We start from the raw sequence: 24,906 nt of genomic DNA on the forward strand, positions 1-24,906 counted from the left end.
CATGGTCTCTGCAGCGGATTATCTACGCAAGGTGCTGCTCTCCCCCGTCTACGAGGCGGCGCGGGTCACCCCCCTGCAAACCCTGAAGAAACTCTCCGAGCGGCTCGGCAATCACGTCAGCCTGAAGCGGGAGGACCTGCAACCGGTCCACTCCTTCAAGCTGCGCGGCGCCTACCACAAGATCGCCACTCTGACCGAGGAGCAGAAGGCGCGCGGCGTCATCGCCGCCTCCGCCGGCAACCACGCCCAGGGGGTCGCCCTGTCGGCCGCCAAGCTTGGCATCAAGGCGATCATCGTGATGCCCAAGACCACGCCGGACATCAAGATCGATGCGGTGCGCCGGCAGGGCGGCAACGTCATGCTGTTTGGCAACAGTTTCGACGAGGCCTATGGCGAGAGCCGCCGCCTCGCCATGCTTGAGGGCTACACCCTGATCCCGCCGTTTGACGACGTCGAGGTGATTGCCGGCCAGGGCACCATCGGCAAGGAGCTGCTGGAGCAGGATACCCATCTCACCCACGTGTTCGTGCCGGTGGGCGGCGGCGGACTGGCCGCCGGGGTGGCGGTCTACATCAAGCAGCTGCTGCCGGATGTGAAGGTGATCGGGGTGGAGGCGGAGGGCTCCGCCTGCCTCAAGGCCGCGCTGGCGGCCGGCGAGCCGGTTAATCTGGAGCGAGTCTCGCTGTTTGCGGACGGGGTGGCGGTCAAGCGCATCGGCGAGGAGACCTTCCGGCTGTGCAACCAGTATCTGGACGAAGTGGTGACCGTCTCCAACGACCAGATCTGCGCCGCGCTGAAAGACATCTTCGACGACTGCCGCGCCATTGCCGAGCCGTCGGGCGCCCTGTCGCTGGCGGGTCTGAAGGCCTACAGCGAGCGGGAGCAGGTCAAGGGTGGCCGGATGGCGGCCATTTTGTCCGGCGCCAACGTCAACTTCCACAGCCTGCGCTATGTGTCGGAGCGCTGCGAGATCGGCGAGAAGCGCGAGGGCATGCTGGCGGTGACCATCCCCGAGCGCAAGGGGGCCTTCCTCGACTTCTGTCGTCAGCTTGGGCCCCGCATGGTGACCGAGTTCAACTACCGTTATGCCGATGCCGAGCAGGCGTCGCTGTTCGTCTCGGTGCGCCTCACCGGCGGTGACGAGGAGCTGGGCCAGATCATCGATCAACTCGGCGGCAACGGTTATCCGGTGGTCAACATGACCGAGAGCGAGCTGGCCAAGAACCACGTACGTTACATGATTGGCGGCCGCCCGGCTCGGCCCCTCGGTGAACGCCTCTACAGCTTCAAGTTTCCGGAGCAGCCTGGCGCCCTGATGCGCTTTCTCGAGACCCTCGGCTGTCGCTGGAACATCAGCCTGTTCCACTACCGCAACCACGGCGCCGACTACGGCCGGGTGCTCTGTGCGTTCGAGCTGCCGGACGAGGACGTGGCCGCCTTCCACGACTACCTGCACGAGATTGGCTACGGCTGGAAAGAGGTGAGCGACGACCCCGCCTACCGGCTGTTTCTGGCCAGTTGAGTAAGGGGGCTTCAACAACTCATCAGGAGGGAGGCGTTATGCCTCCCTTTGCTATTGCTGCGTGTGGATAGGTCCACTCCGTACGACGCAACGTCATGGTTTAACTGGCAAAACAGTGTGAATAGGTACACAGGTGATTTTTACGCCGGATATTGCTGGCAAGCTCACACTCCTGATGGCTTGGTCATTTGAGGCTGCGTTCGGATGGGATACCCTGAATAGCGGAGAGGCCGCCTGACGGCTTCACACAGGGAAAGTGCGCACTCAGGCGCCCATAACGACTTATTGCAGAGGCGAAAATATGAATAAATCCATGCTTGCCGTATTGGTCAGTGGTTTGCTGGCGGCCGGAGCCGTGCAGGCCGCCGCTCAGGACAATACCTGGTATGTCGGTGGCAAGGCCGGTTGGTCCAATTACTATGGCGTTGACCACAACCAGTATGCCGAGTCGATTGCCCAGACGTTGGGTAATACCAGCGAGAACACGGATGATCTGGGTCTGGGCCTGTTCGCCGGTTACCAGCTCAACCCCAACCTGGGTTTCGAGCTGGGTTATGACTGGCTTGGCAAATACGACACCACTTCGGGCACTGGCGCCAATACCCTCAATACCGAAGCCAAGAGCCAGATGATTCAGGCCACCATGAAGATCAGCTTCCCGGCAACAAATGTGCTCGATCTTTATGGTCGACTGGGCGGCGCCTATGCCTGGACGGATAGCGAGATCAGCTTCGCCAATACCAGCGAGACCGGTAAAAAGCATGGCGCCGCCTTCGTTGGTGCGCTGGGTGCCGAATATGCCATCGATCGTGACTGGGCCGCCCGTCTGGAGTACCAGTACACCACGCCGCTGGGAGATGCCTCTCTCGATCGCTCCGGCATCGAGATGGATAACGGCCTGATCTCGTTCGGGATGCTCTATCGCTTCGGTCAGCAAGGTGGCGAGGTCGTAGCACCGGCGCCCGCTCCGGCCGCCGAACCGGCACCTGTAGCCGTGGTTGAGCCCAAGACCTTCAGTCTGAGTTCCGATGTGCTGTTCGAGTTCAACAAAGCGACCCTGAAACCGGCTGCCAATCAGGCGCTCGATGCCCTGTTCAGCCAGATTGTGGCGGCCAATCCGAAAGATGGTGTCGCAACTGTTATCGGTTATACCGACCGCATTGGTTCCGACAATTACAACCTGGCCCTCTCCGAGAAGCGGGCCCAGAGCGTGGCCAGCTATCTGGTATCCAAAGGCTTGTATGCCGACAAGGTACGAGTCGAGGGACGTGGCAAGGCCAATCCGGTCACTGGCAGCAGCTGTGCCAGCCGATCCAAGCAGGAGCTGATCGCCTGTCTGGCACCGGATCGCCGGGTAGAAATCCATCTGGAAGGGGTCTCCCAGCCTGTCCAATAAGCAGAGCAACGGGAGCAATAAATGTAAAAACGGGAGGCTTGGCCTCCCGTTTCTTATGGGGTGTTTACGATGTCGTGCCTCAGAGCCCGAACAGCGGGCGCAGGCGGATGCCGATCAGGCTGCCAGCGAGGGCCATCAGCATCCAGACCCAGCCGTGCAGGCTGCCGGACGCCGTGCCATCGAAGAAGCCGCCGAGGTTGCAGGCGGCGTACATGGCCCCCATCCCCATCAGCAGGCCGCCAATGATGGATGCCAGACTGTTGCCGATCCGCATCGGGGCGAAGTTACCGCCACCGCTCAGGCAGCGCGCCAGCATGGCCCCCAGAATGCCGAGCCAGAACATGCCGACCATGGGGTTGATAAAGAGCGGCTGGGCCAGTTTCGGGTTCCCCTCGAACAGGCCAAACAGGGAGGCTCCACGCAGCGCCATGTCATAGACGGCGCCGGTGATGGTCCAGGCCGAGCCGTGCAGAGCGACCACGGACGAGTTGAGCAGGGCGATGATGATGCCGCCGGTCAGCACGGTGAAGCGGCCATCGCGCCAGAACAGGTTGCCGCCGCTGAAGAGGGGCTTGAGTTCGCCGGTGCGCTTGAGTTCGCTGTTGCGAAACAGCAGGAACAGTGCGGCGACCAGCGCCAGATTGAGCAGCATGCCGCTCCAGATATTGCCGGTCAGATCCCGGGCCAATACCACATGGCTGGAGAAGGTGGCCTCCAGTTCGGGGCGGAACTGGTTGCTGATGAGGGTGCCGATGCCGTAGCAGATCAGCACCAGCCAGAAGCGGGGTTGTCCCTCGCCGCAGCAGTAAAGAGTGCCGGTGGCGCAGACGCCTGCCAGCTGCATGCCGATGCCGAACAGGAAGGCTCCGACGATGAAAGGAATGCCGATAGCCATCACGTTACCCACCATGGCATCGCCAAACAGGGCGTGGCTAAAGGAGAGGAAGGTGGTGAACAGCAGAATTTCGATGGCGATGGTGAGCAGGTGAACCCGCACGTAGTAGCTGTTGCGCTTGGTCAGCATTTCGCGCCAACCGAATACGATGCCGAAGCGACTGAAGGAGAGGGTGAAGCCGAAGCCGAATCCGATCAGGGCCATCAGAGCCCATTTCATACCAAAGGTGTTGCCAAGCCAGATTAACGCTCCCCCCGCGATTGCCACGATGGGGAGCGACCATTTTCGAGTCATGTCAGTTGATCCTTGCAGTTGGTTTTTAGAGGGGCGGATCCTATTCCCTCATGGAGTCTAATGCTACCCATTTAACCAGTGCAGAGAAAAAGGGGAGCGCTGACTCCCGTCAGCGCTGGGGATCAATGGCGGGTGGTGTCGAGATGGAAGTGGTGAGTCTGTCTGCTCAGGATGCGGGCGTGCTGGGCGACCATGGTCGCCTCTTCGGCGGCCTGACTGGCGCTCTGGTTGGCCTCGGCCGCCAACCGCGACATCTCCCCGACCTGATGGTGGATCCCTTGCACCAGCCGGGTCTCATCGCTCATCAACTGATCGACCTGAGCGATGCGCTGATTGATCTCCTCGCAGCTCTGCGCGATCCGGGCGACGCTCTGGCGCGCTGTCATCGTGTGAGTGACCGCCTGTTCGACCCGGGCCAGCTCGGTATCCATCTCGCTGGCGGCGCGCAGGCTGACATCCTGGATCTTGCCGATGATGGTGTTGATCTCGGTGGTGGCGCTGCCGGTGCGGGTCGCCAGCGAGCGTACTTCATCAGCTACCACGGCAAAACCGCGTCCCTGTTCACCTGCCCGCGCCGCTTCAATGGCGGCGTTCAGCGCCAGCAGATTGGTCTGATCCGCAATATCGTGAATGGCGCCCGCCAGCCCGGCAATCTGCTGCGAGAGGCCAGCCAGATCCGAAATGGTATGGGAGACCTGCTTCACGCCCGTGACTTGTTCCCCGATCACCTGTTCCACTGTGTGGATGGCGAGTGTCGCCTCTTGTGCCCGCTCTGCTGACTGCAGGGTTTGCTCCCCCACCTGATGCAGCTGGCTACCCGCCTGTTCAATGGAGTGGGTGAGCTGTTCGATGGCCTGTTCGATATGGTGGGCCGCCCCGACCTGAGCCTGACTGTCATCGGTGTGCCGTTGTGCCATGGCGGTCAGGCTGGTGGCGCGATCATCCAGCGTACTGGCGCTGCGCTGCAGGGACTCCACCAGGGTTGCCAGCTGGTCACGCATGGCCCCGATCTGGCGGATCAGCTCGCCGATGGCATCAAGCCCCGGCTCCGGCATGGGGCGGTTCAACTCCCCTTCGGCGATGGCGGCGGTGGCCTTGCCAGCGGCCAGCAGTCGCTGTTGGGTGGGGCGTCCCAGCCAGAAGATGAGCCCTGCCCCCAGCAGCGCAGCGCACAACAGCAGGGCGTAACAGAGTCGGGTGGTGTTGGCGAGATGGGCCATCTGCTCGGCGGCATACTGGTTGCCGCGGATGACGGTGGTGGCCACCCCTAGCCGGTGGGCGTTATAGAGGGTGTGCAGGCGTGCCGCAATCGCGCCCGCCTGCGCCAGATCCCCCGCCTTGATGGCGGGGACAAACTTGTCGTTGAGCAACTGCCAGAACAGTTCCCCCTGCACTTTTTGCTCCCCCAGCAGCAGCACCCTGAGGGGCTCGTTCAGGCTGCTCTCTTGCCAGAAACGGTTACGGCTCTCGAACTCTTGCTGCAGTCGGGCGAGGGTTTGCAGCAGGGGCTCCCGCTCCTCCGGTTTGGCATGGAGCAGGGTGTAGACCTGCAACTGGGATTCGATGAGGTAGAGGGGCGGCGGCAGAATATCGGCTACCACATCCTTCCCCTGTCCCATCTGATCGGCTGCGCTCCGGACCGAATAAAGCCCGAAAAAGCTGATGGAGATCAGCGTGATAATGACCATGATCCCCAGAATCTGACCAAAAAGCAGGGATCTGTCGTGAATGTGCTTGAGCATGTTGCCTCCATTCGGCTCCGTTCATGGATAGCATAGCTCTCTGGCGGGATAGTGAGACTCGGATGTGGTCTGTTGATGGCGAGTCGGCTCTGGAGAAGGGGAAGTCGCAGTCTGAAGGTCACTGGTGGCACGAAAAAGAACCCCGGCTGATGAGCCGGGGTCGATGGTGGTGAGTCGGTGTCAGGTTCGGCTTGGCGCGGCTTTGCCGCTGCGCAGCCCATCCAGACTGAACAGCACCAGCGCACTCCAGATGCAGGCAAAGGTGAGCAGTTTGTCCATCGCCAGCGCTTCCCCATAGAGGGTGACCGCGAGGATGAACATCAGGCTGGGGCCTATGTACTGGAAGAAGCCCAGGGTGGAGAGCTTGAGCCTGGTCGCGGCGGCGGTGAAGCAGAGCAGGGGGGCCGTGGTGACGGCGCCTGCGGCGATCAGCAGCAGGTTGAGGTGCCAGTCGTTCTGGGTGAGATGGCTGGTGGGACTATCGGCAAAGCCCCACAGATAGATGGCTGCTGGCGGCAGCATGATCATGGTTTCGATCAGCAGACCGGTGAGGGCATCGAGGGCCAGTTTTTTGCGCACCAGCCCATAGATGGCAAAGCTCGACGCCAGCACCAGCGCAATCCAGGGCAAGGAGCCAAAGGCGATAAGCTGGATGGCTACGCCGGCAAAGGCCAGCGCCACCGCCCACCACTGCAGGCGGCGCAGTTTCTCGCTCAGAAACACCATTCCCAACAGTACGTTGAACAGCGGGTTGATGTAGTAGCCGAGGCTGGCATCCAGCATATGGCCGTTGTTGATGGCCCAGATAAACAGCAGCCAGTTGCCGCCAACGGTGACCGAGGTAAACGCCAGGGTGAGCAACACTTTTGGCTGGCGCAGCACCGCCTGCACTTTGTGCCACTGACGGCCTGCCAGGGTGAGTACCATCAGCAGCACGCAGGACCAGATCATCCGGTGGGTCAGGATCTCGGCGGCCGGAACGGCAGAGATGGTCTTGAAATAGATGGGGGCTATGCCCCAAAGGGTATAGGCGCACAGGGCGTAGATGACGCCCTGACGCTGGATCTGTTGCGGCATGCGAATGACCTTTACTGAAGCTTTGGATGCGGGAAAACATCGCAAAAAATCAGTGTAGCGATCCTTTTGCGGGGAAAGAAGCGAATAAACGAAGTTTGAGGGAAAGGGGGAGGGGGACTGGCCGGTCAGCCTTTACCGCGGCGGATCTTGTCGACGTCCATCAACAGCCACAACATCAGGGCGATGGCGGAGATCCAGGGGCCCCAGGTCACGTAGGCCTCGCCGTGCCCCAGCACGAAGAACAGCAGGGGCAAACCGATCACCAGAAAAAGTACGCTTCCCAGAAAAAATAGCATTTTTGTCTTTATATTTAACATGTTGGCTTTTTTATCATTATAAGGATTGAGCCCGGTGATGGAAGGCCAAAAATGCAAAAGGGGGATTTCTCCCCCTTTTTGATCCGATACTGCTGCTTTGTCGTGTTATTCCAGCTGAATCCAGGTGCTTTTCAGCTCGGTGTACTTCTCCAGCGCATGAAGTGACTTGTCGCGACCGTTACCGGACTGTTTGAAGCCGCCAAATGGCATGGTCATGTCACCACCGTCCCAGTTGTTGACGAACACGGTGCCTGCGCGCAGGGCGCGGGAGCCCTTCACCGCCTTGTTGAGATCCGCCGTCCAGATCGCCGCGGCCAGGCCGTAGTCGGTGTCATTGCCCAGCGCAATGGCCTCTTCCAGGGTATCGAAGCCGGTCACCGCCAGCACCGGGCCGAAGATCTCCTCGCGGAAGATACGCATCTGCGGGGTCACATCGTCGAAGATGGTGGGTTCGATATAGAAGCCGCCACTCTCCATGTTGGTGCGGTTGCCGCCCAGCAGCAGTTTGGCCCCCTCCTGCTTGCCAATTTCGATATAGCGCAGCACCAGCTCCATCTGGATGTGATCCACCATGGCGCCGATACGGGTCGCAGGGTCGAGCGGGTTGCTCGAGATCCACTCGCGGGCATGGGCCAGCAGTCGCTCCATAAATTGCGGTTTGATGCTGTTTTGCACCAGTAGGCGAGAGGCGGCGGTGCACACCTCGCCCTGGTTGTAGAAGATGGCGCCAGCGGCGCTCTTGGCCGCTGCGTCCAGATCCGGTGCGTCGGCCAGTATGATGTTGGGGCTCTTGCCGCCGCACTCCATAAAGGCGCGCTTGAGGTTGGACTTGCCGGAGCACTCCACCAGATGTTTACCGATTTTGGTGGAGCCGGTGAAGGTGATGCAGTCCACGTCCATATGCATGGCCAGCGCCTCGCCCACGGTGTGGCCAAAGCCCGGCAGCACGTTGAACACGCCGTCCGGAATACCCGCCTCCTTGGCCAAACCTGCGATACGCAGGGCGGTCAGGGGGGATTTCTCGGAAGGCTTGAGAATGACCGAGTTGCCGGTAGCGAGCGCCGGGCCCAGCTTCCAGCAGGCCATCACCAGCGGGAAGTTCCACGGTACTATGGCGGCAACCACCCCGAGCGCTTCGCGGGTCACCAGCGCCAGTGCTGACTCCTCGACCGGGGCGACCTGGTCGTAGATCTTGTCGATCGCTTCGGCGTTCCAGGCGATGCAGTTGGCGGCGGCGGGAGCGTCATAGCCCATGGCATCGCCGATGGGTTTGCCCATATCCAGCGACTCCAGCAGCGCCAGCTCCACCTTGTTGAGGCGCATCAGCTCGGCGAAGCGCTGCATGATCTGCTTGCGCTGTTTCGGCGGCAGGCCGCACCAGCGTTTGTCCTCGAAAGCGGCACGGGCGGCCTGCACCGCCAGTTCGGCATCGGCGGCATCGCAGGCAGCCACCTTGGTCAGCAGCTTGCCGTTGGCCGGGTTGATGCAATCGAAGGTGGCGCCATTGACGGCATCCCGATAGCTGCCGTTGATAAAGGCTTGCGAGGGCAGGGTCAGATGGGCGGCCTTGTGTTGCCACTGGGCCAGGGTCAGGTCACTCATGTTCACTCCTTGAACCGGCAAAAGTCAGTTTCCGCGTATCAATATGCTAAACATCCTGCCGCTTGTAAATCCACCTTGTAACAATTCATTAAACATTGCTCCCCTGCCGATGCGCGTCTGAATGTCAGAAACTGGCGGGGGTGTTGGCCGAGATCAGCACGCACTCCTGTTCGCCACTATTGCGAAAACGGTGGGGGGTGCGGCTGTCGAAGTAGTAGCCATCCCCGGCGCCCAGCAGGTAGATCTGCTCGCCCACGGTCACTTCAACCTCGCCCTTGATGACGATGCCGCACTCTTCACCCTCGTGGCTCAGCATGTCGTCGCCGGTGTCGGCGCCAGGTGGCAGCACCTCCTGCAACATGCCGATGGCGCGGTTGGCGCGGCTGTGCCCGACCAGCCGGTAGCTGATGGGATGGGTGCCGAGATCCGGCATATCGGCGGCGCGGAAGATCACTTCGGTGCCCATTTCGGTCTCTTCGGTGAAGAAGCTGGCCAGCGACATGGGGATCCCTTCCAGCACCTTGCGCAGGGAGGCGACAGAGGGGCTCACCTGATTTTTCTCGATCTGGGAGATAAATCCGTTGGTCACACCGGAGCGCTTGGCCAGCTCGCGCTGGGAGAGGGCTGCCTTGGTGCGAACCGCCTTGAGGCGGTGACCGATATCCATCTATAGACACTCCTTGACTGTTTACTATTATTAAAATTGTGTTAAATATCTTATACCACCCTGCTGATGCGTCTAGCTAGGGGTGGCACCAGACAGGGCGATAACGGGCCCTTTTTTATGGATTCAGGTGTTTAATTTAATAGGCATTGGCCGACAGTTGCTAAACACCTTAAGGATGAGGTGACCATGAAACCGATCAGCGACATCAATACGCCCTCCGACATGTCCGCCTTCTGGATGCCGTTCACCGCCAACCAGCAGTTCAAGGCGGCGCCGCGTATCCTGAAGTCGGCAGAGGGGATGTATTATCACTCAGAGGATGGCCGCAAGATACTGGATGGCACAGCCGGACTCTGGTGTTGCAACGCGGGCCATGGTCGGCGCGAGATTGCCGAGGCGGTCTCCCAGCAGATTTCCCACCTCGATTTCGCCCCCACATTCCAGATGGGCCACCCCCTGCCGTTCGAGCTGGCCAACAAGCTGGTGGAGATCGCTCCCAAGGGGTTTGGCCACGTTTTCTACACCAACTCCGGTTCCGAGTCGGTCGATACCGCGCTCAAAATCGCGCTGGCCTGGCAGCGGACTCGCGGTCAGGGCACCCGCACCCGGCTGATTGGCCGCGAGCGTGGCTATCACGGGGTCGGCTTTGGCGGCATCTCGGTGGGGGGCATTCCCGGTAACCGCAAGTGGTTCGGCTCCCTGCTGACCGGGGTGGATCATCTGCCCCATACCCTCAATATCGCCAAGAACGCCTTCACCAAAGGGCTGCCCGAGGAGGATGTGGCGCTGGCCGACGAGCTGGAGAAGATCGTCTTCCTGCACGATGCCAGCAATATTGCGGCGGTGATCGTCGAGCCCATCGCCGGCAGTACCGGCGTGCTGATGCCCCCCAAAGGCTACCTCAAGCGGCTGCGTGAGATCTGTACCAAGCACGGCATCTTGCTGATTTTTGACGAGGTGATCACCGGTTTCGGTCGCCTTGGCTCCCCCTTCGCCGCACAGGAGTTCGATGTCATCCCTGACATGATCACCTGCGCCAAGGGGCTCACCAACGGCGCCATCCCCATGGGGGCTGTGCTGGTGCAGAAGCACATTTATGACGACATGATGGCGGCAGGCAAGGGGGCCATCGAGCTGTTCCACGGCTATACCTACTCCGGCCATCCGGTGGCTGCTGCCGCCGGGCTCGCGACCCTCGAGATCTATCGCAACGAGAACCTGCTCAGCCGCGCCGCCGATCTGGCTGGCTACTGGGAGGAGGCGGCCCATTCGCTGAAGGGCTGCAAGCATGTGAAGGATGTGCGCAATTATGGACTGGTGGCGGGCATCGAGCTGGAATCCGTGCCGGATGCGCCGGGCAAACGCGCCTATGAGGTGTTTGTCCGCTGCTTCGAGAAGGGGGCGCTGATCCGGGTGACCGGCGACATCATCGCCCTGTCGCCACCCCTCATCATCGAGCGCAGCCAGATCGACGATCTCTTCACCCTGCTGCAGGATGCCCTGCAGGCTCAACCCTAACCCATTTGGTGGCCCCGCTCTGGCGGGGCCTTGCGTAGCCTCGTTTTGACGAGCGCTGTGCTACCACGATATTCATCACGGAGGATACATGACATACAGGGTCAGCAACTTCATCAACGGCCAACCGCAGGAGAGTCGCAGCGAGCGGCAAGGGGCCATCTTCAATCCCGCCTGTGGCAAGCAACAGGGGAGCGTGGGGCTTTCCAGCGCCGCCGAGTGTCAGGAGGCGATCGCCATCGCCGAGCGCGCCTTTGCCGACTGGTCGCAAACCCCGCCGCTGGTGCGGGCCCGGGTCTTTTTCCGCTTCAAGGAGTTGATGGAGCAGCACAGGGACGAGCTCGCCCAGCTCATCAGTCGCGAACACGGCAAGGTCTTCTCCGATGCGCAGGGTGAGCTGACCCGCGGGCTGGAAGTGGTGGAGTTTGCCTGCGGCATTCCCCATCTGCTCAAGGGGGAGCACTCCCTCAACGTCGGTCGCGGGGTAGACAGCTACTCCATGATGCAGCCGGTAGGAGTCTGCGCCGGTATCACCCCGTTCAACTTCCCGGCCATGGTGCCGCTCTGGATGTTCCCGGTCGCTATCGCCTGCGGCAACACCTTCATTCTCAAGCCCTCCGAGAAGGATCCCTCCCTCTCGTTGCGGATGGCCGAGCTGCTCAAGGAGGCCGGTCTGCCGGATGGCGTGCTCAACGTGGTGAACGGTGACAAGGAGGTGGTGGATGTGCTGCTGACTGATCCGCGGGTCGGTGCCGTGTCGTTTGTCGGCTCCACCCCCATCGCCCAGTACATCTATGCCACCGCCTCGGCCCATGGCAAACGGGTGCAGGCGTTGGGCGGCGCCAAGAACCACATGGTGGTGATGCCGGATGCGGACCTCGATCAGGCGGTCTCCGCCCTGATGGGGGCTGCTTACGGCGCCGCTGGCGAGCGCTGCATGGCCATCTCGGTGGCTGTGGTGGTGGGAGATGAGACCGCCGATGCGCTGGTAGCCAAGCTGACGCCGCTTGTGGAAAAACTGCGGGTGGGCCCGGGGTTGGGCCAGAGCCCGGAAAACGAGATGGGGCCGCTCATCAGCAAAGAACATCTGGCCAAGGTGCGCGGCTACGTTGATCAGGGGGTGGCCGAAGGGGCCGCGCTGCGGGTCGATGGCCGTACGCTGAGCCACGACGAGGGTTACTTTATCGGCGGCTGCCTGTTTGACGAGGTGACGCCAGAGATGCGTATCTACCGCGAGGAGATCTTCGGCCCTGTGCTCTCCATCGTACGGGTGCCGGACTACGAGACGGCGCTGCGGCTCATCAACGAGCACGAGTACGGCAACGGCACCGCCATCTTTACCTGCGACGGCGACACCGCACAGGACTTCACGGCGCGGGTGCAGGTCGGTATGGTAGGGGTGAACGTTCCCATTCCGGTGCCGATGGCGTTTCACAGCTTTGGCGGCTGGAAGCGCTCCATCTTCGGGCCGCTCAACATGCACGGGCCGGACGGGGTTCGCTTTTATACCCGGATGAAGACGGTGACGGCGCGCTGGCCCCAGAGCCTGCGCAGTGGTGCCGAGTTCTCCATGCCGACCATGAAGTGACGCGCTGGCGCGTGCTCATGGCCTAACCTCTTGCCCCCGCCGGTCGTTGATTGGCGGGGGCGAACTCTGTAAAGGAACAACAGATGCGATTGGGAATTCTCGATTGTGACCGGCTCGATCCCGATCTGGCGGATCGTTTTGGCCCCGTTTACTCCGAGATGTTTATCAGGGGCTTTGCGGCCCTGGCCCCCGAACTGGAATTTCGGGTTTGGTCGGCTCTCGATGGGGAGCTGCCGGAGGATCTGCACGAGTGCGATGCCTGGCTTATCACAGGTTCGCGCCACGATGCTTACAGCGATATCCCCTGGATTCAGGCTCTGCGGGCGTGGATCCGTCAGGCGCACGATGCCGACGTCAAGCTGGCCGGTGTCTGCTTCGGTCATCAGGTGATCGCCCAGGCGCTGGGCGGAGAGGTGGTGAAGTCCACCAAGGGATGGGGGCTGGGAGTGTCGGTGCATCCCATGCTGGCAGATGAGCCCTGGATGGCGCCAGCGCGGGATCAGATCCGCATTCTGGCCAGCCATCAAGATCAGGTGGCCCTGCTGCCGCCGGGGGCGACCCGACTGGCGGGCAACGATTTTTGTCCCAACTTCATGTTTTTGCAGGGTGATCACATCGTCGCCATTCAGGGGCATCCGGAGTTCTCGGTGGAGTACAACCGGGCGCTGATCGAGCGGCGCCGCGACCTGTTGCCCGACGAGCGCTACCAGAGCAGCCTCTCCTCGTTGGAGGGGGAGGTGGATTCGGCGACCATGATGCAGTGGCTGCTGCAGTTTCTGGGGATCCTGCCGCTGCGGGCTGGTGCGGCCTGAGCCAGGTTTGTCAGCCACCCCTTCGGATGCTAGATTTTGTAGCAAAATGAAGGATCAAGCGCTGAGATGTCGGGAGCGGATGGTACACTGGCCGCCCATGTGGCGGCCTGTTTGTCTGGCTTGATTGCCGTCCCGGCCTGAGCCAAACCTGTCTGAGCCAAACCAGTGTGAGAGTGTGACGCCTTGAAACTACAGCAATTGAAGTATTTGATCGCGATCCGGGACCACAACCTCAATGTGTCCGTGGCTTCCGATGCGCTCTTCACCAGTCAGCCGGGGGTCAGCAAGCAGATTGGCCTGCTGGAGAGCGAGCTGGGGGTGCGGATCTTCGAGCGTCGTGGCAAACACCTGCACCGCATCACCCCGGTGGGTGAGGAGATCATCAAGTGTGCCGAGGCGATGCTCAACATAGAGAGCAAGATCAAGGCGATCTCCCGCGAGTATCTGGATCCGACCGTGGGCACCCTCAATATTCACACCACCCACACCATCGCCCGCTACCTGCTGCCCAAGTCGGTCACCTACTTCACCAAGAAGTACCCCAAGATCTCGTTTCACCTTCATCCGGTGATGTCGGCGAGCAAGGAGCAGATCAGCAAGGGTTACTCCGATTTTTCTATCGTTGCCCACGAAATTGGCTTCGACAAGGAGCTGATCGCGCTGCCCGCCTACCTCTGGACCCTCTCGCTGGTGGTGCCGCAGGATCATCCGCTGGCCAAGGTGAAGAAGCCGACCCTGGAGCAGCTCTGCCACTACCCGATCCTCAGCTACGAGAGTGGTGCCACTGGCCGACAGGTGCAGGACGAGGTATTCCATGCCGCCGGTCTCACCCCGAGCTACTACATGACGGTGATGGATGCCGGGGTGATCAAGCGCTACGTGGAGCTGGGCTTTGGCATCGGCATCATCTCCTCGCTGGTAGCCAACGACACCGACAGCCCCGGGCTGGTCTCCATCAATCTGGAGCACCTGTTCAAGCCCTGCCCGGCGCAGATCTGTTTCAGCAAGAGCATCCTGCTGCAGAACTACATGTATGACTTCATCAGCTCCTTCTCGCCCCACCTCACTAAGGAGGTGATCCAGAGTGTGATGCAGCAGCCGAGTCAGGCGCGCATCGACGAGCTGCTGGCCGGGGTGGAGCTGCCCATCTATTGATCCCGATCGGATTCCCGATCGCTGCCGGTTGTCTCTTCTGTCAGGCTGGGCTCTACTCGGGGTTCAGCCTGTCTCTTTTGGGCTATCTCCATCGTCCGAGGTCTCTATGTCCCGCATTCTGCTGCTTGCCAATCTCAACTGTGATCATGTGCTCTCCCTCTCCGAACCGCTGGTGGCGGGGGCCCGGCTGCAATATGTGGATCAGGGGCGCAGGCTCGGCGGTGGCGCCGCCAATACCGGCATAGGGCTGGTATGGGCGGGTCACGAGGTGACCATCGCCTCCCGTATCGGGCTGGACGAGACCGGCGACTGGCTGCTGGAGCAGGCGGCCGGTTACGGGCTGGATTGCAGCCATGTGGAGCGCTTTGGCGGTGAGACCGGCGAGCTGCTGATCCTGGTGGACTCCACCGGTGAACGCACCATACTGCGCCGCCCGCGGCGTCCCGACCTGCCCGGCGATCTGCCACTGGAGGGGATCGACTGCCTCTATGTGAACTATCCCGGCACCGCTATCATCAGCTACATGCGCCAGATGCTCGGCAAGAGCTTCGTGGTGGCCCAGTATCCCAAGGGCGGCCAAGCGCGCCGCCCCTGTCATGTGCTGGTGGCCTCCCGCTCCGATCTCGGCGAGGTGAGCGACCCCTGGCAACATGCCCGCCAGCTGGCGGGGGAGCAGCTCGAATGGCTGGTGCTGACCGAAGGAAAGGAGGGCGCGGTGGCCATCCATGGCGACGAGCAGATCCGGGTCGCCGCCCGGCCAGTATCTGTGGTCGATACCACGGGGGCAGGGGATGCCTTCGCTGGCGGATTGATCCATGGTCTGGCGCGGGGTATGGCGATCAAGGATTCGCTACAGTGCGCGGTGGACTGGGGGGCGTTTGCCGTCGCCTCCGAGAGTTCCATCCCCTCGATCGCGCTGAAAAACTGGCTGAAACAACCCCACTGAACCACCTCCTTGACTGTCGATTGAGGGGCGGTTCGCAGGCCATCTGGCTGCTGGTCGAAGGGGCTTGGTGAGGGGGATGGTTCGGGAGATTTACCCGCCATAAATCGGGTAAACGCCGGGCTAACCCGGCAAGTTTGCGATCAATCAAAGAAAGTGTCGATTTATGTGCATCTTCATCGACACCCGGTTGTGCTGCTCTTAACCTGTCACTCCGCAACTCAGATTAAGAGACAGGCCCCACTCTGGCGAGCCAATGGGCAAACAGAGGCGAACCGGTTGTCTCCTGCCTCTTAGCTCAATGTTGTCGTCCTGATTCCTGGCTTGTAGTAAGAGGCAAGTGCGACCATGCAACTGACACGATTTACCGACTACGCCCTGCGTACCCTGACCTTCCTGGCGGTTCAGCCGGGGGATCGTCTGTCGACCATTACCGAAGTGGCCGATACCTTCGGCATCTCTCGCAACCACGTGGTCAAAATTGTGCACCAGCTTGGCATCAAGGGGTACATCGAGACGGTACGCGGCAAGCACGGTGGCATCCGCCTCGGTCGCTCTGCAGTCTCCATCAATTTGCGGGATGTGGTGATGGACATGGAGCATGTGCTCTGTCCGGTCGATTGCAAGCGCGAGAACTGCCGTCTCTCCGGTGGTTGCCGCATTCAGGGCATTCTGCGCCGCGCCATGAACGCTTTCCTCGAAGTGCTGGGTGAGTACACCCTGGCTGATGCGGTGCGCGATCCCAACCGTCTCTGCCACCTGCTGGGTATCGAGCAAGAGACTATTGTGACCATGGCCTGACAGGGCGCGGATATCGAACAAGATGTGAAAGGGGCCTGATGGCCCCTTTTGCTTTTGTACGCAGGTGGTTTTTAGCGACTGCCTGGCTGGCGGATCAGGGTGATGGCGCCGTGCAGGCAGGCGAGGCCACAGGCACCGCAGCCATTGCAGGCATCCATATTGACGTTGATGCCGTCGGCTGTGGCCTTGATCGCCTGTTGCGGGCAGGCATCTTCACAGAGCAGGCAGTAGAAGCCCTGCCGTGCCTGACAGCTCTCTTCAATCTGCACCCGGGTCTGCACCTGACGGCCCAGTTGAAGGTCGAGGGCGCCGGTGGGACAGGCTCTGGCGCAGCTGCCGCAGTAGCTGCACTGGCCGCAGGCGAGATCTAGCACCGGAGTGCCAGCGATGGGGCTTCCTTCGTACTCCTCTTGGGTGGCCGGTTTGAGCAGACCGCGCGGGCAGGCCTTGAAACACTCGCCACAGCGGGTGCAGAGGGAGAGGTACTGGGACTCCTCGATGGCCCACGGCGGGCGCGCTTCATGGCAAACCACGGCGGGCTTGCGCGAAGCTTGCCAACCTTGTGTCAGCCAACGGAGGAAATAGTGAGTCATGCTCGCCCCTGATACCTATTAGGGGTTAATTTTATCGAAGTTTCGGGAAGCAGGCCAGAGAATAGCGGCCGTCAGGATCGCAAGCGCAGTTGCCCTTGTGTAAGCTAGGCGGGTCTTTTTACGTGGTTGAATGAAAACATATGTGGCTATTTCTCTGGCGTGCGTCCCTGCTCTATGTCTTTCCCCTGCTGATGTGGGCCTACTGCCGCATCAAGGGCATCGAGTTCGCCGAGCTCGATACCGGCGTCAACACCCACAAGTGGGTGGTGCTGGCCGCCTACCTCATCTACGTGGTGATCTGGATCCTGGTTAACCGCTATCTCGAACTCTTCCTGCGCCAGCGGAGCCGTAAATGATCGAGCCCGGGCTCTGGGTCATCCTGCTGCCAGCCGCCCTGCTGGCACTCGGAACAGGCTGGCTGATTGGCCGGCGCAGCAGCACGGCGCAGACTCAGGAGCTGCTGCTGGCACAGGAGCGTTATCAGGCGCTGCAGGAGCGTTTTGACGAACTGCAGGATGAGCGGATGCAGGGCCAGCAGAAGCTGGATCAGCAGCAGACCCTGCTCATCAAGCTCACCGCCCGCCTCAAGGATGCGGAAGCGACCCTGCGCAGCGAACGGTTGGCCGCCGTCGAGAAGCTGCAACTGCAACAGGAGGCGGAGCAGCGCCTCAGCCAGCAGTTCGAGAATCTCGCCAACCGGATCTTCGAGAAAAACTCTGGCAACTTCCGCGAATTGAATCAGAACAGTCTCGATCTGCTGCTCACGCCACTCAAGGAACAGCTCGAGGGCTTTCGCCGTCAGGTGGGGGAGACTCACGCCCAGGAGACGGCTCAGCGCCACAGCCTCAAGTTCGAGCTGGAGCGCCTCGCCGAGCTCAATGCCCGCATGACCGAAGAGGCGGCCGCCCTGACCCGCGCCCTCAAGGGCGACAGCAAGCAGCAGGGCAACTGGGGTGAAGTGGTGCTGGCGCGGATCCTCAGCGAATGCGGTCTGCGCGAGGGCCACGAGTACCACACCCAGGTCAATATCGAAGTGGAGAAGGGCAAGCGCTACCAGCCCGACGTGATTGTCCACCTGCCACAAGAGAAAGACATCATCATCGACGCCAAGGTGTCGCTGACCGCCTACGAACGCTGGTACAACGCCGATGACGAGCTGGAGAAGGCGGTGGCGCTCAAGGAGCACGTCGCCTCGGTGCGCAACCACATCCGCGAGCTGGGCCGCAAGGATTACCAGCAGTTGCCCGGGGTGCGCACCCTCGACTATGTGCTGATGTTCGTGGCGGTGGAGCCCGCCTTCCTCACCGCGATGGAAGCCGATCCCTCGCTGGTGCGTTACGGCCTCGACAACAACATCCTGCTGGTGAGCCCCACCAACCTGATGGTGGCGCTGCGCACCATCGAGAATCTGTGGCGCTATGAGCGGCAGAACCAGAATGCCCGCCAGATCGCCGAGCGGGCCGGTCGTCTCTACGAAAAGCTGCGGCTGTTTGTCGAGGAGATGCAGCAGATGGGCGGCAGCCTGCACAAGGCGCAGGAGAGCTACGACAAGGCGATGGGGCGGCTGGTCAACGGCCGTGGCAACCTGATTGCGCAGGTCGAGCGTTTCCGTGAGCTGGGGGTGGAGGTAACAAAGAGCCTACCCGAGCCGCTAGTTGAGCGCGCGCTGGAACGCGACAAGGAGCAGGAGTAGTTTTCCCCTGCACCGACATCAGCAAAAGGCCCAAACCCGGTTTGGGCCTTTTGCTATCTGCCAGCTGGCCGAATGCTTACCCATCATCAGAAATCCGCAAAGCAAACGGCCCACCGAAGTGGGCCGTTTTTATTTGTACTGCCGGCGTGGATCAGCGGCTGGCGGCGCGGGCGCTCAGTTCGGCCTTCTCGCTATCGCTCAGGAAGGCCAGGGTCAGCCCGTTCTGCTGGGCAGTGCGGATTTCGCTTGCCGTCATGCCGGCGGCCGGAGCTGCCACCTCATATTCGTGCGGCAGGTCGATCCCTTCCACCGCCGGGTCATCGGTGTTGAGGCAGGCCAGCACGCCGGCGGCCAGGAACTGGCGGATCGGGTGCTCGGTCAGGCTCGCTACCGTAGTGGTCTGGATGTTGGAGGTGAGGCAGGATTCGATGCCGATGCGGTGCTCGGCCAGATAGGCCATCAGGGCCGGATCCTGAATCGCTTTGACGCCGTGGCCGATACGCTCGGCGCCCAGCTCGCGAATGGCCTGCCACATGCTCTCGGGGCCAGCGGCTTCACCGGCGTGTACGGTGACGCGCATGCCTGCATCGCGCACCTTGCGGAAGTGGTCGACAAAGAGTTCCCCCGGGAAGCCCAGCTCGTCACCGGCCAGATCGATGGCGCCCAGCTTGTCGCGGTGGGCCAGACAGGCGGCCAGCTCCTGATTGCACTGCTCGGTGCCGAAGGTGCGGCTCATGATGCCGATCAGGTTGGTCTTGATGCCGAAGTCACGGCTGCCCGCGGCCACGCCGTCGATGATGGCTTCCACCACGCCCTGCGGGTGCAGCTTGTGGGCCATCGCCATATAGGCCGGGCTGAAGCGCAGTTCGGCATAGTCGATACCTGCGCGCAGCAGATCTTCCACGTTCTCGTAGGCGACCCGGCGGCAGGCGTCATAGTCGGCCAGCACGGCCACACCCCAGTCCAGTTTCTTCAGGAAGGCGACCAGACTCGGCTCGTTTTCGACGATCTGTACGTGGGGGCGCAGTGCTTCCAGCTCGAAGGCGGGCAGCGGGATATTGTGTTGGCGACCCAGCTCGAGGATGGTTTGCGGGCGGATGTTGCCGTCCAGATGGCGGTGCAGGTCGGTCAGGGGGAGAGATCTGTCAATCATGGGGGCGCCCTCGTCGAGTCAGGTTTGAAAGCCTGCCATTCTAGGCGGGGCTTTCAAAAAAGATACCCCGTTTACGGTTAAACGGGGTTCTGGCGGGTGGTGATTTGTCAGGGCGTGATGGGAATCGTTTTTCCCGGGGACTCAGGAGAGATCGAGTTCCTTCAGCTTGCGGGTCAGGGTGTTGCGGCCCCAACCGAGCAGGCGTGCCGCCTCCTGCTTGTGGCCGTGGGTGTGTTCCAGCGCCGTCTCCAGCATGATCCGTTCGAACTGGGGCATGGCATCTGCCAGGATGTCGGTTTCTCCCAGCGCCAACTTGCTGGCCACCCACTCCTGCAACTGCTGCTGCCAGCAACCTGGCATCGCCGGTTGGCCGGGTTCGGCGTTGTGGGTGATGGGGGTGAGCAGCTCGGCAGGCAGGTCGCCGACCAGCACTTCTTGCCCCGAGGCCATCACGGTAAGCCAGCGGCAGACGTTCTCCAGCTGGCGCACGTTGCCCGGCCATGGCAGGCGGCTGATATAGGCCTGGGTATCGGGGTGCAGGCTCTTGGCCTCGACGTTCAGCTCTTTGGCGGCGCGCAGCAGGAAGTGACGGGCCAGCTGGGGGATATCCTCACGGCGCTCCTTGAGGGCGGGGATGTGGATGCGGATGACGTTGAGGCGGTGGAACAGATCCTCGCGAAACTCGCCATCGGCGACCCGCTTCTCCAGATTCTGGTGGGTGGCGGCGATGATCCGCACATCCACCTGCACCGGCTGATGGCCACCGACCCGGTAGAACTGGCCGTCGGCCAAGACCCGCAGCAGCCGGGTCTGCACATCCAGCGGCATGTCACCGATCTCGTCGAGAAACAGGGTGCCGCCGTCGGCCTGCTCGAAGCGGCCGTGGCGGATGTTGTTGGCGCCGGTGAAAGCCCCCTTCTCGTGACCGAACAGCTCGGATTCGATGAGATCTTTGGGGATAGCCGCCATGTTGAGGGCGATAAAGTTCTTGTGGGCGCGCGGGCTGTGCTTGTGCAGGGCGTGGGCGACCAGCTCCTTGCCGGTACCGCTCTGACCGTTGATCAGCACCGAGATGCTGGAGCGTGACAGGCGACCGATGGCGCGGAACACCTCCTGCATCGCCGGTGCCTCACCGATGATCTCGGGAGTGGCGGTGGCTTCTTGCTGGCGAGACTTGCGCTTGGTGCGCTGCTCCTTGAGATGATTCTCGGCGCGGCGCACCAGGGTCACGGCTTCGTCGATGTCGAACGGTTTGGGCAGGTACTCGAAGGCGCCGCGCTGGTAGGCGTTGACCGCGCTGTCGAGATCCGAGTGGGCGGTCATGATGATGATGGGCAGATCGGCCTGACGGCGGTGGATCTGCTCCAGCAGGCTCAAACCATCGATGCCGGGCATCCGGATATCGGAGAGGATCACATCGGGCGAGCGCAGCTCAAGGGCGTGCAGCAGGGCCTCGCCATCGGCAAAGCTCTCGCAGTTGAAGCCTTCGCTGCCGAGAGTGCGCTCCAGCACCCAGCGGATAGAACTGTCGTCATCGACGATCCACACTTTGGCGGTCATGGGGTTCCCTTACTTGCGAAGCGGTAGAAAAATGGTGAATTCGGTGTGACCCGGCCAGCTGATGCAGTCAATCCGCCCCTTGTGCTGGTCGATCAGGTTCTGGGCGATGGAGAGGCCGAGCCCGGTTCCCCCCTCCTTGCCGGTGATCATGGGATAGAACAGGGTGTCGCGAATGGCGTCCGGAATACCGGGGCCGTTGTCGATGATCTTGATCTCCGCTGCCAGCCGGTAACGCTGGCCGTGGATGGTGATCTGGAACGCGGTGCGGGTCTTGATACGGATAAGCCCGGTCTGATCCCCCAGCGCTTCGGCGGCGTTGCGCACTATGTTGAGAAACGCCTGCTGCAGCTGATCCGGCTCCATCTCGAATTCGGGAATGCTGGGGTCGTAATCCCGCTCGATGCGAACAGAGGGAGGGAGTTCGAGCTCCACCAGTCGGCGTACCTGCTCCAGCACCGAATGGACATTGTGCATCTGGTGACGGCCGGGGCGCTGGGGGCCGAGCAGCCGATCGACCAGTACCCGCAGCCTGTCAGCCTGTTCGATGATGATGCCGGTATATTCGCGCAGCGCCGGATCCGGCAGCTCTTTTTGCAGCAGCTGGGCCGCGCCGCGCAGGCCGCCGAGGGGATTCTTGATTTCGTGGGCCAGCCCGCGCACCAGCTCCTTGGCCGCCAGCTGTTGGGCATGCTGCTGCTGCTCCTGACTGATCTTCTTCTGCTGGTCGATCTTGCGCAGCTCCACCACCAGCAGACGCTGTTCGTGGTCGGCCATCGGGGTTGCGCTCAACTCTACCAGTCGCGGTTCTCCCTCTACCACCAGAGTCACTTCGCTATCGGTAAAGCCTTGCCCTGACACGAGGCACTGCTTGAGCCGCTGCAAATCGAGGGAGATATGTTCCAGCAGATGGGGCAGTTCGATGCCGATCAGCCTGCGTTCACTGAGGGAGAGCAGCTGTTCAGCCGCCGGGTTGACGAACTGGATGCAGAGCCGCTCATCCATCAGGATCACGGCGGTCAGCAAATTATCCAAGAGTGTTTTGGCGTTGTCCGAGCGGGTTGGCACAGGTTTCTCCCTAAAACGGTGCTACACACCTGTTATGCACCGATATGGTGCATAGAGTTTACCCGCATCGGTGCGCTATATCACCCTTAGTCGGCTTTGGGGGTGGGTTTGGGAGCCGGCGTCACGCTCGCTCTATGCAGGTAAAAGGTGACTGCACTGGATTTAGCAAGGATCGTACCGTCTTTGGCGAGCAGCTCGAGCTGAGCCTCGTGGGCGCCGCGATCGACGTTTTCGACGCGGACAGAGAGGCTGTTGCTGACGATGGGGGCGGCTTTGCCATCCAGGGTCAGGCGCACATCATACTGGGTCGGAGGTTTGGGGCTGATGGTGCCCTGAAAGACGATGTTGCCGGTGTTGTCGCGCAGGGTGCTGCCCTGTTCCGGGGAGAGCAGTTCGATGGTCAGCTTGGCCGCCTCTTTCTCTTTCTTGGCATCGGCGCCGGTCAAGCTGTTGAAGTTATCCACCTGCACCGATCTGGGCGCGCTGCTGCCCAGCAGCGGGGCGACCCGCAGATCGACCTCTTTGGCGTTTTTGCCGGGTGGTGGCGCATCCGAGTAGTGGGTGATGCCATTGCCATCGACCCAGGAGTAGACCTTGGCTGCGTCCGCACCGAACGAGGTCAGCAACAGGAGGCTGAGTACCCCTATGCCATGCTTGTTGTTCATCCATCTCTCCTTGACGGTATTTTGCTTAATCCTATCAGAGAAAAAACCCGCCAGATGGCGGGTTTTGTCACGATTAAGCAAGCTGACCAGATTTAAACGGCCAGTCTGCTGAGACTTAGACGGAGTAGTACAGTTCGAACTCCAGCGGGTGCGGGGTCATGCGTACACGGTCAACATCCTGCTGTTTCAGTTCCAGATAGGAGTTGATGAAGTCATCGCTGAACACGCCGCCACGGGTCAGGAACTCGCGGTCAGCATCCAGAGCGGCCAGGGCTTCGTCCAGAGAACCGGCAACAGTCGGTACTTCTGCGGCTTCTTCCGGCGGCAGGTCGTACAAGTTCTTGTCCATGGCATCGCCCGGATGGATCTTGTTGATGATACCGTCCAGACCGGCCATCAGCTGGGCTGCGAAGGCCAGGTACGGGTTGGCAGCCGGATCCGGGAAGCGCACTTCGATACGACGGGCTTTCGGGCTCGGTACCACCGGGATACGGATGGAGGCAGAGCGGTTGCGGGCAGAGTAGGCCAGCATGACCGGTGCTTCATAACCCGGAACCAGACGCTTGTAGGAGTTGGTGGTCGGGTTGGCGAAGGCGTTGATGGCCTTGGCGTGCTTGATGATACCGCCGATGTAGTGCAGAGCCATCTCGGACAGACCGCCATACAGGTCGCCAGCGAACAGGTTGACGCCGTTCTTGGCCAGAGACTGGTGGCAGTGCATGCCGGAGCCGTTGTCACCGAACATGGGTTTCGGCATGAAGGTAACGGTCTTGTTGTAGGCGTGGGCCACGTTGTGGATCACGTACTTCAGTACCTGTACTTCATCAGCTTTCAGCGTAAGAGTGTTGAAGCGGGTAGCGATTTCGTTCTGACCGGCAGTAGCCACTTCGTGGTGGTGAGCTTCAACGACCTGGCCCATCTCTTCCAGCACCAGACACATGGCGGCGCGGATATCCTGGGAGGAGTCGACCGGTGCAACCGGGAAGTAACCGCCTTTCACGAACGGACGGTGACCCTTGTTGCCATGCTCATAGGCAGTGCCGGAGTTCCATGCGGCTTCTTCAGATTCGATTTTCACGAAGCTGTGGCCCATGGTGTTGGAGAAAGTAATGTTGTCGAACATGAAGAATTCCGGCTCCGGCCCGAACAGCACGGTATCAGCAATGCCGCTGGACTTCAGGAAATCTTCTGCACGTTTGGCGATGGAGCGCGGATCGCGGTCATAGCCCTGCATGGTGGCAGGCTCCAGCACGTCACAAACGATGTTCAGGGTGGTCTCTTCGGTGAACGGGTCCAGCTTGGCGGAGGCTGCGTCCGGCATCAGTACCATGTCGGATTCGTTGATGCCCTTCCAGCCGCCGATGGAGGAACCATCGAACATCTTGCCGTCTTCGAAGAAATCTTCATCAACCTGGTGAGCAGGGATGGATACATGCTGCTCTTTACCCTTGGTGTCGGTAAAGCGCAGATCAACAAACTTGACTTCGTGTTCCTGGATCAGGGCCAAAACGTTCTGGGCTGACATGCTAAGTAACCTCCGGTGTTAAAACTCTCTGGGTGAATGCGTCGTCGTATTCACATAAGCCAGTATCGTGCCAAGTTTGTGACAGCTTGATTTCAGGGCAATCTCGCTGAAGAGGCTCCCCAAAATCAGGCGATCTCGACTCGCGTTGCATCAATTTAGTGCGATGGTGGATCGTTTTGGTGCACTGTAATGGTGCGTGAAATACGGTCACTGCCCATCTAAGCAGGGTTTGTCAGAGAGGTCTATGATCCAGATCTGTTGTTATGCGCGAATGTACTGCAATTCTGCTAGGCAGATCACAAAGGCAAGAGTACAATTAGCGCCCA

The 24,906-nt window shown here is 61.1% G+C and carries 22 protein-coding genes; 10 read left to right on the forward strand and 12 right to left on the reverse strand.

Features of this window, described 5'->3' with window-relative positions; genetic code table 11:
- Position 1 precedes the first annotated feature (1 nt).
- Together ilvA and ompA are read left to right on the forward strand one after the other, a co-directional pair.
- The gene (gene ilvA, locus BN1139_RS03255) at positions 2 to 1,522 is read left to right on the forward strand and encodes a threonine ammonia-lyase, biosynthetic (protein WP_005356166.1); all 1,521 of its coding nucleotides are present in this window, start codon (positions 2 to 4) and stop codon (positions 1,520 to 1,522) included.
- 301 nt (positions 1,523 to 1,823) lie between these two features.
- A complete protein-coding gene (ompA, locus tag BN1139_RS03260; protein WP_005356168.1) occupies positions 1,824 to 2,918 on the forward strand; it encodes a porin OmpA in 1,095 nt (364 codons plus the stop codon).
- Positions 2,919 to 2,997: 79 nt separating this feature from the next.
- Here the strand turns inward: ompA and BN1139_RS03265 are convergent, their stop codons facing one another.
- From BN1139_RS03265 to BN1139_RS03285, 6 genes are all read right to left on the reverse strand, one after another.
- On the reverse strand, positions 2,998 to 4,107 hold the full coding sequence (locus tag BN1139_RS03265) for a YeeE/YedE thiosulfate transporter family protein (RefSeq protein ID WP_005356170.1): 1,110 nt from the start codon (positions 4,105 to 4,107) through the stop codon (positions 2,998 to 3,000).
- 122 nt (positions 4,108 to 4,229) lie between these two features.
- Positions 4,230 to 5,849, reverse strand: coding sequence for a methyl-accepting chemotaxis protein (locus BN1139_RS03270; RefSeq protein WP_005356172.1), 1,620 nt, complete (start codon positions 5,847 to 5,849; stop codon positions 4,230 to 4,232).
- Between the two features lie 180 nt (positions 5,850 to 6,029).
- A complete protein-coding gene (gene rarD / locus BN1139_RS03275; RefSeq protein WP_005356175.1) occupies positions 6,030 to 6,926 on the reverse strand; it encodes an EamA family transporter RarD in 897 nt (298 codons plus the stop codon).
- A gap of 125 nt (positions 6,927 to 7,051) precedes the next feature.
- A complete protein-coding gene (locus BN1139_RS21620) occupies positions 7,052 to 7,222 on the reverse strand; it encodes a hypothetical protein (protein ID WP_005341999.1) in 171 nt (56 codons plus the stop codon).
- A gap of 126 nt (positions 7,223 to 7,348) precedes the next feature.
- Positions 7,349 to 8,845 (reverse strand): aldehyde dehydrogenase, encoded by a 1,497-nt coding sequence (locus BN1139_RS03280; RefSeq protein ID WP_005356178.1) that lies wholly within the window; start codon positions 8,843 to 8,845, stop codon positions 7,349 to 7,351.
- 124 nt (positions 8,846 to 8,969) lie between these two features.
- Positions 8,970 to 9,512 (reverse strand): cupin domain-containing protein, encoded by a 543-nt coding sequence (locus BN1139_RS03285; RefSeq protein WP_005339643.1) that lies wholly within the window; start codon positions 9,510 to 9,512, stop codon positions 8,970 to 8,972.
- 186 nt (positions 9,513 to 9,698) lie between these two features.
- Here BN1139_RS03285 and aptA point away from each other — a divergent pair, with 186 nt between their 5' ends.
- The 6 genes from aptA (at position 9,699) to BN1139_RS03315 (ending at position 16,326) form a co-directional block, all read left to right on the forward strand.
- Entirely contained in the window at positions 9,699 to 11,030 is a 1,332-nt protein-coding gene (gene aptA, locus BN1139_RS03290) for an omega-aminotransferase AptA (RefSeq protein ID WP_005356180.1), read from the forward strand.
- Positions 11,031 to 11,118: 88 nt separating this feature from the next.
- The gene (locus BN1139_RS03295; protein ID WP_005356187.1) at positions 11,119 to 12,615 is read left to right on the forward strand and encodes a CoA-acylating methylmalonate-semialdehyde dehydrogenase; all 1,497 of its coding nucleotides are present in this window, start codon (positions 11,119 to 11,121) and stop codon (positions 12,613 to 12,615) included.
- Positions 12,616 to 12,698: 83 nt separating this feature from the next.
- Positions 12,699 to 13,427 carry a glutamine amidotransferase-related protein gene (locus tag BN1139_RS03300; RefSeq protein ID WP_005356188.1) on the forward strand — a complete coding sequence of 243 codons (729 nt, stop codon included), beginning with the start codon at positions 12,699 to 12,701 and terminating at the stop codon, positions 13,425 to 13,427.
- 183 nt (positions 13,428 to 13,610) lie between these two features.
- Positions 13,611 to 14,582, forward strand: coding sequence for a LysR substrate-binding domain-containing protein (locus BN1139_RS03305; RefSeq protein WP_005356189.1), 972 nt, complete (start codon positions 13,611 to 13,613; stop codon positions 14,580 to 14,582).
- Positions 14,583 to 14,688: 106 nt separating this feature from the next.
- Complete coding sequence (locus BN1139_RS03310; RefSeq protein ID WP_005356190.1) at positions 14,689 to 15,528, forward strand: PfkB family carbohydrate kinase; 840 nt, start codon at positions 14,689 to 14,691, stop codon at positions 15,526 to 15,528.
- Positions 15,529 to 15,873: 345 nt separating this feature from the next.
- Positions 15,874 to 16,326: an Rrf2 family transcriptional regulator gene (locus tag BN1139_RS03315; protein WP_005339654.1), complete on the forward strand. Its 453-nt coding sequence runs from the start codon at positions 15,874 to 15,876 to the stop codon at positions 16,324 to 16,326.
- Positions 16,327 to 16,397: 71 nt separating this feature from the next.
- Here the strand turns inward: BN1139_RS03315 and BN1139_RS03320 are convergent, their stop codons facing one another.
- Positions 16,398 to 16,919 (reverse strand): ferredoxin-type protein NapF, encoded by a 522-nt coding sequence (locus tag BN1139_RS03320; RefSeq protein ID WP_005339657.1) that lies wholly within the window; start codon positions 16,917 to 16,919, stop codon positions 16,398 to 16,400.
- A gap of 140 nt (positions 16,920 to 17,059) precedes the next feature.
- Here BN1139_RS03320 and BN1139_RS03325 point away from each other — a divergent pair, with 140 nt between their 5' ends.
- On the forward strand, positions 17,060 to 17,275 hold the full coding sequence (locus BN1139_RS03325; RefSeq protein WP_005356194.1) for a hypothetical protein: 216 nt from the start codon (positions 17,060 to 17,062) through the stop codon (positions 17,273 to 17,275).
- A complete protein-coding gene (gene rmuC / locus BN1139_RS03330) occupies positions 17,272 to 18,612 on the forward strand; it encodes a DNA recombination protein RmuC (protein ID WP_005356196.1) in 1,341 nt (446 codons plus the stop codon). The genes BN1139_RS03325 and rmuC overlap by 4 nt, the downstream gene beginning before the upstream one ends.
- A 151-nt stretch (positions 18,613 to 18,763) precedes the next feature.
- On the opposite strand, the gene add is transcribed toward rmuC, so the two are convergent.
- The 5 genes from add to glnA form a co-directional block, all read right to left on the reverse strand.
- Complete coding sequence (gene add / locus BN1139_RS03335) at positions 18,764 to 19,765, reverse strand: adenosine deaminase (protein WP_005356198.1); 1,002 nt, start codon at positions 19,763 to 19,765, stop codon at positions 18,764 to 18,766.
- A 141-nt stretch (positions 19,766 to 19,906) separates the two neighbouring features.
- Positions 19,907 to 21,325 carry a nitrogen regulation protein NR(I) gene (gene glnG / locus BN1139_RS03340; protein WP_005356200.1) on the reverse strand — a complete coding sequence of 473 codons (1,419 nt, stop codon included), beginning with the start codon at positions 21,323 to 21,325 and terminating at the stop codon, positions 19,907 to 19,909.
- Between the two features lie 9 nt (positions 21,326 to 21,334).
- Positions 21,335 to 22,390: a nitrogen regulation protein NR(II) gene (gene glnL / locus BN1139_RS03345; protein WP_005356202.1), complete on the reverse strand. Its 1,056-nt coding sequence runs from the start codon at positions 22,388 to 22,390 to the stop codon at positions 21,335 to 21,337.
- A gap of 86 nt (positions 22,391 to 22,476) precedes the next feature.
- Complete coding sequence (locus BN1139_RS03350) at positions 22,477 to 23,055, reverse strand: DUF4124 domain-containing protein (protein ID WP_005356205.1); 579 nt, start codon at positions 23,053 to 23,055, stop codon at positions 22,477 to 22,479.
- Positions 23,056 to 23,170: 115 nt separating this feature from the next.
- Positions 23,171 to 24,580, reverse strand: coding sequence for a glutamate--ammonia ligase (gene glnA, locus BN1139_RS03355; protein WP_005339672.1), 1,410 nt, complete (start codon positions 24,578 to 24,580; stop codon positions 23,171 to 23,173).
- Between the last annotated feature and the right edge of the window lie 326 nt (positions 24,581 to 24,906).

Source organism: Aeromonas veronii bv. veronii (assembly GCF_000820225.1).
GTDB classification, from domain to species: Bacteria; Pseudomonadota; Gammaproteobacteria; order Enterobacterales; family Aeromonadaceae; genus Aeromonas; species Aeromonas veronii.

What these genes read in the sequence shown, in the direction of transcription:
- ilvA (WP_005356166.1), top strand. Translation starts at nt 2, where the DNA reads ATGGTCTCTGCAGCGGATTATCTACGCAAGGTGCTGCTCTCCCCCGTC.
- ompA (WP_005356168.1), top strand. Translation starts at nt 1,824, where the DNA reads ATGAATAAATCCATGCTTGCCGTATTGGTCAGTGGTTTGCTGGCGGCC.
- BN1139_RS03265 (WP_005356170.1), bottom strand. Translation starts at nt 4,107, where the DNA reads ATGACTCGAAAATGGTCGCTCCCCATCGTGGCAATCGCGGGGGGAGCG.
- BN1139_RS03270 (WP_005356172.1), bottom strand. Translation starts at nt 5,849, where the DNA reads ATGCTCAAGCACATTCACGACAGATCCCTGCTTTTTGGTCAGATTCTG.
- rarD (WP_005356175.1), bottom strand. Translation starts at nt 6,926, where the DNA reads ATGCCGCAACAGATCCAGCGTCAGGGCGTCATCTACGCCCTGTGCGCC.
- BN1139_RS21620 (WP_005341999.1), bottom strand. Translation starts at nt 7,222, where the DNA reads ATGCTATTTTTTCTGGGAAGCGTACTTTTTCTGGTGATCGGTTTGCCC.
- BN1139_RS03280 (WP_005356178.1), bottom strand. Translation starts at nt 8,845, where the DNA reads ATGAGTGACCTGACCCTGGCCCAGTGGCAACACAAGGCCGCCCATCTG.
- BN1139_RS03285 (WP_005339643.1), bottom strand. Translation starts at nt 9,512, where the DNA reads ATGGATATCGGTCACCGCCTCAAGGCGGTTCGCACCAAGGCAGCCCTC.
- aptA (WP_005356180.1), top strand. Translation starts at nt 9,699, where the DNA reads ATGAAACCGATCAGCGACATCAATACGCCCTCCGACATGTCCGCCTTC.
- BN1139_RS03295 (WP_005356187.1), top strand. Translation starts at nt 11,119, where the DNA reads ATGACATACAGGGTCAGCAACTTCATCAACGGCCAACCGCAGGAGAGT.
- BN1139_RS03300 (WP_005356188.1), top strand. Translation starts at nt 12,699, where the DNA reads ATGCGATTGGGAATTCTCGATTGTGACCGGCTCGATCCCGATCTGGCG.
- BN1139_RS03310 (WP_005356190.1), top strand. Translation starts at nt 14,689, where the DNA reads ATGTCCCGCATTCTGCTGCTTGCCAATCTCAACTGTGATCATGTGCTC.
- BN1139_RS03315 (WP_005339654.1), top strand. Translation starts at nt 15,874, where the DNA reads ATGCAACTGACACGATTTACCGACTACGCCCTGCGTACCCTGACCTTC.
- BN1139_RS03320 (WP_005339657.1), bottom strand. Translation starts at nt 16,919, where the DNA reads ATGACTCACTATTTCCTCCGTTGGCTGACACAAGGTTGGCAAGCTTCG.
- BN1139_RS03325 (WP_005356194.1), top strand. Translation starts at nt 17,060, where the DNA reads ATGTGGCTATTTCTCTGGCGTGCGTCCCTGCTCTATGTCTTTCCCCTG.
- rmuC (WP_005356196.1), top strand. Translation starts at nt 17,272, where the DNA reads ATGATCGAGCCCGGGCTCTGGGTCATCCTGCTGCCAGCCGCCCTGCTG.
- add (WP_005356198.1), bottom strand. Translation starts at nt 19,765, where the DNA reads ATGATTGACAGATCTCTCCCCCTGACCGACCTGCACCGCCATCTGGAC.
- glnG (WP_005356200.1), bottom strand. Translation starts at nt 21,325, where the DNA reads ATGACCGCCAAAGTGTGGATCGTCGATGACGACAGTTCTATCCGCTGG.
- BN1139_RS03350 (WP_005356205.1), bottom strand. Translation starts at nt 23,055, where the DNA reads ATGAACAACAAGCATGGCATAGGGGTACTCAGCCTCCTGTTGCTGACC.
- glnA (WP_005339672.1), bottom strand. Translation starts at nt 24,580, where the DNA reads ATGTCAGCCCAGAACGTTTTGGCCCTGATCCAGGAACACGAAGTCAAG.